The organism is Providencia sp. PROV208 (genome assembly GCF_028479465.1).
GTDB classification, from domain to species: domain Bacteria; phylum Pseudomonadota; class Gammaproteobacteria; order Enterobacterales; family Enterobacteriaceae; genus Providencia; species Providencia alcalifaciens.
Genome location: NZ_JAMPNS010000012.1, coordinates 215,407 through 229,341 on the forward strand (window position 1 = coordinate 215,407; position 13,935 = coordinate 229,341).

11 protein-coding genes are annotated in these 13,935 nt (G+C 42.3%); 9 read left to right on the plus strand and 2 right to left on the minus strand.

The features are described from left to right. Positions 1 to 34: 34 nt before the first annotated feature. The 3 genes from PR766_RS11240 to PR766_RS11250 all read left to right on the plus strand — a co-directional run bounded on the left by PR766_RS11240 (position 35) and on the right by PR766_RS11250 (position 4,022). Positions 35 to 319 (plus strand): helix-turn-helix domain-containing protein, encoded by a 285-nt coding sequence (locus tag PR766_RS11240; RefSeq protein ID WP_006659732.1) that lies wholly within the window; start codon positions 35 to 37, stop codon positions 317 to 319. A 228-nt stretch (positions 320 to 547) separates the two neighbouring features. Then, positions 548 to 2,374: an FUSC family protein gene (locus PR766_RS11245; protein ID WP_154629657.1), complete on the plus strand. Its 1,827-nt coding sequence runs from the start codon at positions 548 to 550 to the stop codon at positions 2,372 to 2,374. A 406-nt stretch (positions 2,375 to 2,780) separates the two neighbouring features. After that, positions 2,781 to 4,022, plus strand: coding sequence for a Zn-dependent hydrolase (locus PR766_RS11250; RefSeq protein ID WP_154635961.1), 1,242 nt, complete (start codon positions 2,781 to 2,783; stop codon positions 4,020 to 4,022). Positions 4,023 to 4,104: 82 nt separating this feature from the next. On the opposite strand, the gene PR766_RS11255 is transcribed toward PR766_RS11250, so the two are convergent. Next, positions 4,105 to 5,370, minus strand: a complete 1,266-nt coding sequence (locus tag PR766_RS11255; protein ID WP_006659736.1) for an amidohydrolase — start codon at positions 5,368 to 5,370, stop codon at positions 4,105 to 4,107. A gap of 15 nt (positions 5,371 to 5,385) precedes the next feature. Next, positions 5,386 to 6,660: a C4-dicarboxylate transporter DcuC gene (dcuC, locus tag PR766_RS11260; RefSeq protein WP_006663154.1), complete on the minus strand. Its 1,275-nt coding sequence runs from the start codon at positions 6,658 to 6,660 to the stop codon at positions 5,386 to 5,388. Between the two features lie 797 nt (positions 6,661 to 7,457). On the opposite strand from dcuC, the gene codB reads away from it, so the two are divergent. From codB to PR766_RS11290, 6 genes are all read left to right on the plus strand, one after another. Further along, the gene (gene codB, locus PR766_RS11265; RefSeq protein WP_230086752.1) at positions 7,458 to 8,705 is read left to right on the plus strand and encodes a cytosine permease; all 1,248 of its coding nucleotides are present in this window, start codon (positions 7,458 to 7,460) and stop codon (positions 8,703 to 8,705) included. Further along, positions 8,698 to 9,996 (plus strand): cytosine deaminase, encoded by a 1,299-nt coding sequence (locus PR766_RS11270; RefSeq protein WP_036966374.1) that lies wholly within the window; start codon positions 8,698 to 8,700, stop codon positions 9,994 to 9,996. Before codB ends, PR766_RS11270 begins: the two co-directional genes overlap by 8 nt. Positions 9,997 to 10,173: 177 nt before the next feature. After that, positions 10,174 to 10,845, plus strand: a complete 672-nt coding sequence (locus PR766_RS11275; protein ID WP_006659740.1) for a heavy metal response regulator transcription factor — start codon at positions 10,174 to 10,176, stop codon at positions 10,843 to 10,845. Next, a complete protein-coding gene (locus PR766_RS11280) occupies positions 10,842 to 12,206 on the plus strand; it encodes a heavy metal sensor histidine kinase (protein ID WP_006663157.1) in 1,365 nt (454 codons plus the stop codon). The genes PR766_RS11275 and PR766_RS11280 overlap by 4 nt, the downstream gene beginning before the upstream one ends. A gap of 89 nt (positions 12,207 to 12,295) precedes the next feature. Next, entirely contained in the window at positions 12,296 to 13,303 is a 1,008-nt protein-coding gene (msrP, locus tag PR766_RS11285; protein WP_006663158.1) for a protein-methionine-sulfoxide reductase catalytic subunit MsrP, read from the plus strand. Next, complete coding sequence (locus tag PR766_RS11290) at positions 13,303 to 13,911, plus strand: sulfite oxidase heme-binding subunit YedZ (RefSeq protein WP_154635959.1); 609 nt, start codon at positions 13,303 to 13,305, stop codon at positions 13,909 to 13,911. The genes msrP and PR766_RS11290 overlap by 1 nt, the downstream gene beginning before the upstream one ends. Positions 13,912 to 13,935: the final 24 nt, after the last annotated feature.

Genomic DNA, 13,935 nt, shown 5'->3' on the forward strand with positions numbered 1-13,935 from the left:
TTATCTCAACAATATAATTTAATAGAGAATATTTATGAATAGAAAATTTCCTGTAGCTTATGCCGTTGGACAAAAAATAAAATCATTAAGAAAATCTCAAGGTTATACTGTATTCCAGTTAGCAAGAGAGTGTAATATCAGCGAACAACAGCTATTTCGTTATGAACGTGGTGTTAATCGAATTGATATAGATTGCTTAGCAAGAGTAACAAAAATATTAGATGTTAATATCAGTGATATATTTTGTGATATATTCCAAGACAATCAAGATATTAAATATGAAAATAAAAACCAAGAATCCGTTGAGTCTTACGCATAGATCGCGTAATTATCATTCAATATTTACACCAACGATTTCTTGATTTGAAAAAGTTACTCTATATATGATGCATCCATATAAAAAGTAAAAGCCTATTCTAAGGCTTTTACTTTTTATTTCATTTCAAATTCTGCCATTACAATATAGACGCTGTTAGACCTCTATTTGCGATTTTCCTTCACAAGCACTACCCTATACACTGTTTTACTCATCCATCTGCGAAAAACCATGTCACAACCAACCACATTCATGCAACGGCTCGGATTTGATTCTGACCGTTTACGTTTTGCTATGATTACTGCCTGCGCATCGATTTTAGCGCTATTTATTGCTGAATATGCCGGACTTGCTCATCCTCAATGGGCCGCAATGACCGTTTGGGCATCCGCACAACCATGGCGAGAAAACCTATTAGAAAAAAGTTGGTGGCGTTTTGCCGGCACCGTCAGTGGTGTACTGGCTGGCGTGATGCTTATTCAACTTCATCAGATCAGCCCTTTATTGTTTGTGATCAGTTTAGCTGGATGGCTAGGTGCATGCAGTGGAATCGGTCAATTACAAAAAGGCTTTGTGGCCTATGGGACATTCTTGGCTGGATATTCCGCGGTTATGGTGAGCATGCTCAGTGTCCACGCGACTAACAATCTTTTCTTTGTTGCTTGGGATCGATTTTGGACCATATTAGTCGGGGTGTTATGCGCTATTGTGTTTAATTTTCTGTTTACACCTAAACGCGAACAAACCGCAATCATCGCTTTAAAACAGAAAATTGATACTCAGTTTTACACTATTTTGCATCGTTCGTTATACAAAAAAGAACCTATTGCTAAGCACGAAATTGACACACTTTGGCAGCAAATGACGACCTATGATGAACAGCTTGAGGCAAACCGTATTGGCTGGCGTTATCACCGTAAACAAGTCGCAAAAGCACGCCAGCAATTATTTTTCCAAAGTCAAATTCTGCTGCAATTAGAACATGTTAAAAATATCGCTGCTTTCCCATTCCCCAAAATACAACCCACTGAACAACAATGGAAACATATTCTTTCCGTGTGTCCTAATGGCGTATTAAAGAATCTCCTGATCCCTCTGTTTTATGTCTCAAAAGGGGTGTCTATCAAAGCACATTACCGCGTCGATAAATTGAAATTACACCATGACCGAATTTCGGCTTGGCAAGCCTTCGCCCGTGCTTTTGTCACCATTGCCACCGTTGGTTTTTTGTGGCTAGTGACCCAATGGCAAGCACTTGCCTATCTGACATTAGGGTTATCAGTCATGATAGCGTTGTTTGCTTCTCTCGATTATCCCGCTAAGTTCATGAAAAATATATTTACAGGACAGTCTCTTGGCGCAATTGCTGCCTTAATTTGTACGTGGTGTTTATGGCCATTTGCATCATCTTCATGGCAAATGAGCATCTTTATTGTCCCCGTGATCATTAGTGGTATTTTTGTTTTTGCCCACAGTAAACTGATTTTAATCGCCTTTGATTACATCATGGTCTCTTTGATCTTACTGCAACCGAGTTATCCTTTTACCTTGAGTTTTCCTGAAAGCCTCGGTAATGCCATCGCTATTGTTTGTGGACCACTAGTCGCAATGGGCGCTTTTTATTGGATTTACCCAACCAACCCCAAAAAACGTTACCAAAACCTAATTTTACTTAGTGAACAACAATTTAAACTTGGACTTAATAAAATTATTACCGGACAGAAACCCTCTACATCTCAAATGAGCCATCGCCTATTTAGTGGGTTAATATTAGCTCGAAAAAATGACGCTTCATTTGAGAAAACCCTACAATTCTTCGCTATCCGACATGGAATTTGGCTCAATTTGATGCAAGTTTATAAACAATTTTCTGCTTGTGAATCGCATAAACGAGCCCTAAAAGGACTCGTGTTACATTTACAACGTCCACACCCTGATGCTGTAAAAATTCATCGATTCACACAAAGGCTACGACGCAAAGCAAAAAATAGCGGTGAGTTATGTCTTCTGCTCGATAAAGTTCAGTTATATCTCCATAATTTAAACGCTAACAATTAAAGAAAAAAAATAACAATTAATGAAGGTATGAAAAAAATAAAATAAACGATCAATCTAGATTAATTATTTAAAATAAATATCTTATTTAATTTAAAATCACCCAATATAAGTGCTATATACAATAAAAAATTACGGTGTAATTTAAAATTTTTTTTAATTTCACGCGAAATTATCGGCATATTCAAAAAACGTAAAATTTGTTTAATTTTCGTTTAAAATCAGCATATTGATAAAAATCATACAATACCCATATTCCTGCTTTTCTATTTGACTTCATGACCTTTCATTTGCCATAGTAATTATTCAATATAAATATTTATATATTTCAACATTCCTTATTTTTATTCACTTTTTATTTTCACCAAAATAAAACATATCTGATTACTATTTTATAACAGAGGTTTTCATGACTAGGGAATTATTTTCTACTAATGAAATGAAAGTATTATTTGAAAAATTAGCATCCTTTACTTCTTATCCTGAAAATAAAGGCGTCACACGTTTAGCTTATACGCCAATAGACCAATCTGCACATCAATACATGATAGATATCATGCAAAAAGCAGGCTTTATCGTACGCCAAGATGCAGTCGGTAATATCTTTTGCCGATTGCCGGGAAAAAATCCCGATTTACCCGCCGTTGGAACAGGTTCCCATCTCGATACCGTACCCAATGGCGGTGCATATGACGGCACCCTTGGTGTTGTTGCTGGATTTTATGCACTCATGCAATTTCAGCCGCAACAATTATCCCGATCCCTTGAGCTCGTGATTTTTAGAGCAGAAGAATCCAGTCGATTTGGTTTTTCATGTATTGGTAGCAAAGTGTTACTTGGAAAAGTCGACCGTGAAAAATGGTCACTCAATCGCGATGACGATGGACGTAATTTTTTCGACGTACTTGATAGCCTTGGCTACCCAAGCCAAGATATTGAACAGTGCCAATTAACCGATGATACCTATTCTGCGTTTATTGAGATGCACATTGAGCAAGGTCGACGTCTTGAGCTAGCAGGAAAACCCGTAGGAATTGTTAACGGTATTGCCGCCCCCACCCGATTCCAAGTGCAAGTGACGGGGCATGCCGACCATTCCGGAGCAACCCCCATGTACCAGCGCCATGATGCTTTAGTGGCGAGTGCGGCTATCATCAGTGATCTCAACCGCGCTGCATGCCGAGAAGCCGTCTGGGGAACTGTCGGCACGATTGGAAAACTCAATGTTTATCCAAACTCCATGAATGTGATCCCCGGAGAAGTGAATTTCTTAGTCGATATCCGCGGTATTGAGTCAGAAAGTATTGCTCGTGTTGCCAATCACTTGAAAAATTCCATTAAAAAGTCTGAACAAGACAACGATGTTTCCATTCAACTTCGTGAAATTTCTGCCGAAGCTCCAGTGAAATTAGATAGCAATATTTGTCACCTAATTGAGCAACTCTGTATTGAACACAACATCGACTATATGGCCATGCTAAGCGGTGCAGGGCATGACTCCATGAACCTCGCCCAACGATTTCCGACCGCAATGATTTTTACACCATCAAAAGAAGGCATAAGCCATCATCCCGATGAATTCACCGACTTCGACGATATTATCGTTGCCGCCAATCTATTGAAAGACACGCTATATGCCTTAGCGAAATAAAAAAAGCCGCTGGGATATTCCTTTCCCAGCGGCTTTTCTCTATCACTTAACTACCTAGCACTTAAATACCTATCAATTTAAATTACATTAAGGACACTAAACATCCGGTATACAGCTGATAGGCTGTTAACATCTGTTTCTCATCAAAATCAAAGTTAGCTTGGTGATGCCCCGCGGTTCTGTCCGCACCCACAACGAAATACAGTGATTTACCACCATGGCGCTGAACACGCTTAGCCAAAATTGTCGCATCTTCACTGCCACCAAATGGTCGAGTTGCAACCGCTGTTAATTCAGCATGTTGTCCCACCACACTTGCCAGAGTATCAATCAGTTCTTGGTCATTGGTTAAATCCACCGCTTCCCCCATCACTTCACTTTCCATTTCTAATTGGAAGCTATGTGCGGAGCCTTCAGCCATGCGAATGGCATTTTCGCTCATAAAGCGGTTAATTTCTTCGTTTTCCCCACGCACTTCTACCTGCATTTGGGCATACGATGGCGTGACATTACGCCCTTCCCCTGCATTCAACACCCCAACATTAATGCGTGACATGCCTTTACCGTGTCGTGAGATGCCTAGCATTTGCGTTGTTGCATGACAGGCGCCCGCTAATGCATTACGACCTAATTCAGGTTCAGCTCCCGCATGGGAAGGTGCTCCTTTGAAACGAAAATCCAACTTAGTGGTGCACAAGAAATGGGTAGGGTTAATCACAATTTCACCGCTATTGGCGATAAATCCCAGGTGAGCCCCTAAGAAGTAATCAACATCATCCACGATCCCACTTTCAGCCATCGCTCTTGCACCACGAACCCCTTCTTCAGCAGGTTGGAATAACAATTTTACCTTGCCAGATAAGCTGGCTTTATTTGCCACTAGCCAATGGGCAACAGCTAGACCAATTGCAATGTGTCCATCATGACCACAGGCATGCATCTCACCAGGGTGGCAAGAACTAAAATTATCATTTTTTGGGCGATGAGTTTCTTGGGTACTCTCCGTCACCCCAACACAGTCAATATCGAAGCGTAGTGCAATTGTCGGACCGGCTTTACCACTATCAAAAATAGCAACGCATCCCGTTAGTTCCTGCATTTCAGCTAACAGATCTTCATTCACTTGGTGTTTTCTTGCAACCGCTAAACCTTTCTCAACCACGTTTTGTTGGCGTCCAAAAGCGTATTCAGGATTAATCACCTGTGGACCCACTTTCACGTCTAAACCTAAGCCACGCAGTTCTTCAACAATTTTCGCGGTCGTTAAAAATTCAGACCAACCAATCTCTGGATATTGATGGAATTCACGACGCCATTCGGTCAATTTTTCTAATGTGATGTTCGACATGTTATCTCCTTACAATTAAAGCATGATGAGCGCAATAAAGATCACCCCAACAATCATGCCGGGCGCAGTACGCTTAACAATTTCCATCGGGTTAACATTGGCTAAACCCGCACAAACGATAGCTGCACCCGCTAACGGTGACATGGTTCTACCCAAGGCGCCAGAAATTGCAGATGCCATTCCCAAATCAGGAATTTCGTAACCAAATTGCTGAGCAAACGGCGTGACAGTTTCATTGAAAGCAAATGCCGCTGCATCGCCTGAGCCCGTAATAATCCCCATTAAGAATGGACCCAAAGTCCCTCCCCAACGTGCAAATTCAGGAGAATGGATCAGAAAACCAATAAAAGAATCAATTAAACCAGATGCTTTTAAGCCCGCAGAGAATACTGCAGCTGCAATGATAATCCCGAGGACATCCCCATAAGCATTCCCCATTCCTTTAAAGAACTCTTTCGTGATCGTAGAAGGGTTAGTGCGGGTAATCACTAATGCATAAATAGCCCCGATCACCATCGCTGCGGGTACGCTGATTTGATAAGCTTTCAATGCATCCATGAACGGAAGAATCAATAAAATCAACGGAATAAAAGGTGCTGTTGCATACAGGTAATTTGGCTGCTCTGCCGGCGTATTTGGCTCAGTTCCCGCAGCGCCATTCACCTCTACCACGGCTTTCATGTTGTACTCTTTTTTCACCAACGCGACGACCGCTAACGAAACAGCTGCGATACCCCCCACCGATAAACTGTATGGTCCATGGCGAGCAATTAAGTCAACAATACTCATATTCGACATTTGTGCCACAAATGGGTTATGAGACAAACCTGGACTCAACATAGAACCGATAGTACCGCACAGCACGGCACCGCCAGCAATAGCAGGATGAATACGTGCAGCAATCAACAATGGAATTAATGTTGCACCTACCGCAGCGGCACACCCTGCCGCAGAAGGAATTGCAATATTAATGAAGAAGGTCAATACAACGGCGGCGGGGATCAAGAAAAAACCTAATCGTGTTAAAACCTTAGATAACACAAGCACTAAGTGTTTATCACACTTGGTATATTTCATGACATAGGCAAAACCCATACTGGAACAAATGGCTTGAATCAGAGGGGCTGAAACCATACGCTCACTAAATGCATTTAAGGCATCCATTGGCACAAGGCTGACAATACACAGCACCAGCCCCGCAGCAATTAACACCATTCGGGTTTCATATTTTTTTATTAAAAGATAAATTGTAACAACAATAATTAATGCCGCGATAATTTGTATTATCATGACTGCACCTCTTTTATCCCTGGATAAATAGATAAGAAAAACAAAATGAAGAGTAATTTTTAATTGGTGATTCATTGTGAGCTTTAATGGCTTTATTTAATTGAGGGATATCAATTTTAATTCCCTATTTTAAAATTAACCGTCATTTTGTGATCCACACAATGTTTATCATAAAAAAATCCACCAAAAATTAAAAATATCCTTTAAAAACATAGCTATGAATAACGCAAAGTAAACATTAAGTTTCGTTAAAATAACGATAAAATTAACGTCTTTATCATTTTTTTAAAATTAGAACGATTTTTTCAAACTTCATTTATTTAATATAAAACCATTAATTTTAGTAAATAATAAAAATTATATATTTGACTATTAAATTGGATTTAAATCATTCCTTACAAAGATATTGAAGTAATAAATCCCACATAACAAATTAAAAGAGTAGTTATAAATAAATATAAAAACCAACTTGCCTATAATATTTGTTTGCGTAAATATAAATAAAAATAGCAATGTATTAAAATCCACATGATCGGAAGTCTTTTATTTTTATTTTACGCTTATTTTATTGTATTGAGAGTCATTTTCATTTCGTCCTTGCTTTGTCATTTTATTCATTCACTCGATTTATTATCGCTTCATCCCCCACCCACCAACCATGCTCACTAGAGTAAAAAATGCGCAAAAACACCATTCATTAATTCTTTTTAAGCATGTATGAAATCGTTTGCTTTTTATTTTTACGGCTATAAACTGCGTCGGATTTTTTGGCTAGAGAAAAGCAACAGGAGGTCATTGTGTCCGGCGATAAAAATTATAGTCATGAGCCAGTACCCATATCCGCGCGAAAAGGCGGGCTCGCATTAACCTTTGTAATGCTGGGTTTAACGTTCTTTTCCGCCAGCATGTGGACCGGAGGCGCTCTCGGTACCGGTCTTAGTTTCAACGATTTCTTCCTCGCAGTTCTCATTGGTAATCTTATTCTTGGTGTCTACACCGCCTTTCTTGGTTTCATTGGTTCAAAAACCGGCTTAACAACCCACCTTCTTGCTCGTTATTCATTTGGTATCCGCGGCTCTTGGCTCCCTTCATTCTTACTTGGCGGTACACAGGTCGGCTGGTTCGGCGTTGGTGTTGCTATGTTTGCCATTCCCGTCGGTAAAGCTACAGGCTGGGATATCAACTTACTGATTGGTATTTCCGGTATTTTGATGACCATCACCGTGTTCTTCGGAATCTCGGCATTAACCGTTCTGTCAATTGTTGCTGTTCCTGCTATTGCTATCTTAGGTAGCTACTCTGTGTATCTTGCCGTCACCGATGTCGGTGGCTTAAGCGCACTGCAAACCGTTAAACCTGCCCAACCTATCGATTTTAACCTTGCGCTCGCCATGGTGGTCGGTTCGTTTGTCAGCGCCGGAACGTTAACCGCCGACTTCGTTCGCTTCGGGCGCAAACCAAAGATCGCGGTACTGGTTGCCATTGTGGCGTTCTTCTTGGGTAACTCACTCATGTTTATCTTTGGTGCTGCGGGTGCCGCTTCCCTCGGTATGGCAGACATCTCTGATGTGATGATCGCGCAAGGGCTGCTCATTCCTGCGATTATTGTGCTTGGTTTAAACATTTGGACCACCAATGACAATGCGCTATACGCTTCCGGTTTGGGCTTCGCAAACATCACGGGTTTATCCAGTAAAACATTATCCATTATCAACGGCTTAGTGGGCACACTCTGCGCACTGTGGCTGTATAACAACTTTGTCAGCTGGCTGACCTTTTTATCCTCAGCCATTCCACCGATTGGTGGCATTATCATTGCGGATTACTTAATGTATCGTCATCGTTATGCCACTTTTGACATGAGCAAAATGCGCGATGTGAATATCAGTGCGTTAATCGCTGTTGCTGCGGGCGTTGCCGCAGGACATTGGTTACCGGGGATTGTCCCTGTGAACGCTGTGCTTGGCGGTGCTATCTGCTACGCCATCCTAAATCCACTATTGAATCGCGTGCGCGCCACTAATTCGGAGATGACCCGTGCTTAATCAACACATTCAACATATCCACAATGTCCGTTTGCCTGAACGTGAAGGTCTGTGGCGAATCGATATTGAAAATCAGCAAATCAAAGCTATCGTTCCTCAGCCCGCAGGTGAAGTATTAGCCAACAGCCTAGACGGCGAAGGCGGCTTAGCTATTCCACCGTTTGTTGAGCCACACATCCATTTGGATACGACCCAAACCGCTGGGCAGCCAAATTGGAACCAATCGGGTACGCTGTTTGAAGGAATTGAACGTTGGGCTGAGCGCAAAGCGATGCTGACCCATGACGATGTGAAAGAGCGCGCTTGGCAAACTCTAAAATGGCAAATTGCTAACGGTATCCAACATGTTCGTACCCACGTTGACGTTTCCGATGCCACTTTAACGGCACTGAAAGCCATGCTGGAAGTGAAAAAAGAAGTTGCGCCGTGGGTGGATATGCAAATCGTTGCCTTCCCACAAGAAGGGATCATGTCCTATCCAAACGGCGAAGAGCTATTAGAAGAAGCATTACGCTTAGGCGCCGATGTTGTCGGCGCCATTCCGCACTTTGAATTCACTCGTGAATATGGCGTGGAATCACTGCATAAAACCTTCGCTCTGGCACAGAAATACGACCGTTTAATCGATGTTCATTGTGATGAAATTGATGATGAACAGTCACGCTTTGTTGAAACCGTTGCCGCTCTCGCTCACCGTGAAAATATGGGCTCACGCGTCACCGCTAGCCATACCACAGCCATGCACTCATACAATGGGGCTTATGCATCCCGTTTATTCCGTCTGCTGAAAATGTCTGGCATTAACTTTGTCGCCAACCCATTAGTGAATATTCACTTACAAGGTCGTTTCGATACCTATCCAAAACGTCGTGGGATCACCCGTGTCAAAGAGATGCTCTCTGCCAATATTAATGTCTGCTTCGGTCATGACGATGTATTCGACCCGTGGTATCCACTGGGTACAGCCAATATGCTGCAAGTGCTGCACATGGGACTGCATGTTTGCCAATTGATGGGTTATGGTCAGATTAACGATGGTCTCAAACTGATTACTGAGCACAGTGCAAAAACACTGAACTTACAAAACTACGGTATCAATGAAGGGAAACGTGCCAGCCTACTGATCCTGCCTGCTGAAAACGGTTTTGATGCAGTTCGTCGCCAAGTGCCTGTACGTTACTCCATCCGTGATGGTCGCGTTATCGCCACCACACAGCCTACCGTCACCCAGATTCAACTCGACGACGTCGAAACCATCCGTTACGGCTATCAGCCACATAGCGGAAACTAAGTTTTATCCCCCAACACGGGGCTTATTGAGCCTGCAATCAATGAGAACCCCGTGTTGTTTCTTCCTATTGGTCTTTCACATCGCATCTTAGGACTAAATTCCTAGCCATTTCTTTAACGTTAAAATTTCTTTAAGATGAAATAAAATTAAGTCAAATAATGTCATTGTTAGGTTGCCATGAGAATACTATTAATTGAAGATCACCTAAAAACGCAAGGTTGGGTCAAAAATGGTTTAGAAGAAGCCGGATTTCTTGTGGATGTCGCTGATGATGGTCGCGATGGACTCTATTTTGCCTTAGAAAACAATTATCAATTAGTGATCCTCGACATCATGCTGCCGGGTATGAATGGCTGGGAGATTTTAAAGATCCTACGCACAGCTAAAAATATTCCGGTCATTTGTCTCACGGCTCGAGATGCTGTTGATGACCGGATTAAAGGTTTAGAGCTCGGCGCCAATGACTATCTTGTTAAACCGTTTTCATTTTCTGAATTATTAGCACGGGTTAAAAACCAATTAAAAGTTAACCAGCCCGTCTCAACCACCATGACCATTGCAGATCTCAAAATTGACTTAACTCGCCATGAGGTTGAGCGTGGTGGACAAAAAATTATCCTAACCCGACAAGAGTTTTCCTTATTACTGTTTTTTGTCCTACATTGCGATGAAATTTTACCGAGAACTTTAATTGCTAGCGAAGTCTGGGGGATCGATTTTGACAGTGATACCAATATCATCGATGTCGCCATCCGTCGATTGAGAAAGAAAATTGATGATGAGTTTGAAATTAAGCTTATCGAAACCATCCGCGGGATGGGGTATCGCTTAAATAGGCCAATAGAATGAAAAAGAAGTCACTTCGCTTTAAACTTATTTCTCTGTTTATCATTTTGATGGTTGCTAATGCCGGTGTAGTGACATGGATTTTGTATCATTCACTCAAAAATGAATTATCTGAGCAAGATAACAATTTATTGGTTAACCGTGCGGAACAGCTTGCCAAACTCATCGCAGGTGGCATTGATATCAAAACGCTTCCCATGTATTTCCAAAGTATGATGGACATGCGCCAAGACTTGATTCAAATTTCTGATACAACAGGGCATATACTGGTCACCACCAATCGAGAATTACTGGATACGCAACCGCTTCAGTTAGTCAATCTTGAACAACTCAATATCAATGCCATCAACCATTGGCAAACCGCTCAAGGTATCCCCATTTCCGCAGTTTATTTCGCGATGAATTCCCCAATAGGGCCGCTCCATGTGGTGCTTGGTAAAGTCTCCGTCGACCGCAGCGGCGTATTGACCCAGTACCTCACCCAAAGCTTACTTATTTCTGCCTTATCGATTTTGCTAATGGGTCTGCTCAGTTTATGGCTCTTGAAAAAAGGCTTATCCGATATTCAGGCATTGAGCCAGATCACGATCAAAACGGATGTTCATGCGTTGAATGATCCGATCGATATTGATCAGCTACCACAGGAGTTGAAAGTGCTGGGCGAGTCAATGAACACCATGCGCCAACAGCTAAAACACGATTTTGTTAAGCTCACTCAATTTGCCGATGACTTGGCGCATGAGCTGAGAACCCCCATCAATGCTATTCGGGTGCAAAATGAAATTACACTCCAGCGCTCACGTAGTGTTAGTGAATATGAAATGATGATTGTCAGTAATATTGAGGAGCTCGATAAACTGGCGAAAATGATCCAAAGTTCCTTGTTTATTGCCCGTGCTGAAAATAAAAACATTACCTTAAATCGAGAGAGTCTTTCTCTATATTCAATCGTTAACGATGTTTATGAGCTCTTTTCCGCGTATGCGGAAGAGAAACAAATTGAGCTCTATTGCGAGCCTTCATCCATAACGATTGATGCTGATCCTGTATTACTCAGCCGAGTTTTTGTGAATATCGTATCCAACGCGATTAAGTATTCGCACTCAGGCACCCGCGTTGTTACCCAAATTATTGCCCTGCCGCAACAACGGGAAATTAACATTACCAACCAAGGCGAACCGCTACAAAATAGTAATGAGATTTTCACCCGTTTTTGGCGCGGAGATAATGCCAGAACCACGGAGGGAACTGGGCTGGGGCTGGCGATTGTCAAAGCCATTGTTGAACTGCATGGCGGCTCAGTTAGCTTTGAACACCATGCAGGTACCAGCACTATTACGCTAAAGTTTCCTACAATTAAGTAAGATGACAAATTTGTCATCTTACTGTCAGCCACTTTTATCGCGCTTTCGGTATAACTGATTTCATTCCTCTTTTTGCTATGGAGCGCATGATGAAAAAGTTACCTAAAATTCCCGCCACTCACATCACGGATGAATCTGTCTTTTTTATGAAACGCCGACAGTTGCTTAAAGCCTTAGGCGTTGGGGCTGCGGGTTTAACCATTGCGACGAATGCAAATGCGGGGCTCTTTTCATGGTTTAATGATGACACCCCAGCAGCTCCTACGGTGCCAAGAAAAGTGCTGACATTTACTCAGCCTACCGAATTTCAGTCATCCTTAACGCTCACCCCTGAAGATAAAGTGACGGGTTATAATAACTTTTATGAATTTGGGCTGGGTAAATCTGATCCTGCCGAGAATGCCCATACTTTAGTCACAGATGAGTGGACGGTAACCATTGATGGCGAAGTGAATCGCCCCCTCACTCTTAATTTAGATGACATCAATACTAAGTTCCCCTTAGAGGAGCGTATCTATCGTATGCGCTGCGTTGAGGCTTGGTCGATGGTCATCCCCTGGATTGGCTTTCCTCTAGCAAAATTATTGGCGTTAGTCGAACCCACCAGTAAGGCCAAATATGTGGCGTTTGAAACCCGCTATGCCCCCGAACAAATGCCAGGACAAAAAAGCCGCTATGTTGGCGGAGGCTTAGACTACCCTTATGTTGAAGGATTGCGCTTAGACGAAGCCATGAATCCACTGACTCTACTTGCTACTGGCGTTTATGGGAAAACATTACCCAACCAAAACGGTGCGCCGATCCGGTTGGTCGTCCCGTGGAAATATGGCTTCAAGGGGATTAAATCCATTGTCAAAATTCGCCTTACTGAGCAAATGCCGGATACCACATGGAACCTATCCGCCCCGAGTGAATATGGCTTTTTTGCCAACGTGAATCCAGATGTTGATCACCCTCGTTGGTCACAAGCGACCGAGCGTTTTATTGGTGCAGGAGGCTTAGGTCAAGTCACCCGCCAGCCTACATTGCTGTTTAATGGATATGGCGACCAAGTGGCAAGCTTATATCAAGGAATGGATTTGCGGAGATACTATTGATGCCCCAAGACAGTAGGCTAATCGTTGCATTAACCAAAGGGAGCTTTCATCTGATTGCACTGCTCCCTTTGGCATGGCTGATTTTTTTAATCGACGCTCAACGACTTGGCGCTGATCCTGCTAAAGATATTCAACATTTTACGGGAATAGCCGCTTTACGTTTGCTGCTCATTATCGTGCTAATTCCACTGGCTGCGAGGTTATTGCGATTTACTGCCCTGTTTCAAGCGCGAAAATTACTGGGATTATGGTGTTTTTTCTGGGCTGTACTGCATTTAACTAGTTATCTATTATTGGAGATTGGCATCAATAATTTGGCGTTATTTTTCGATGAGATTTTTTCGCGGATCTATTTAGTGATTGGCGCCACTGCTTGGCTATGCTTATTTTTAATGGCGGTGAGTTCGTTCAACCGCATACGAATGAGCCTCGGCGTATGGTGGAAAAGAATTCACATGCTGCTTTATCCAACGCTATTACTCGCACTTTGCCACTATGCTTTATCATTAAAAACCCTAACGCCTGAGCCATTTATCTATTTAGGGTTAGTGGGTAGTGCGTTCGCTTACCGTATTTGGATCCAACAAAAACAGCAGATCAAACCTTAGGATAAGTTGGCGACCGCCAAGATC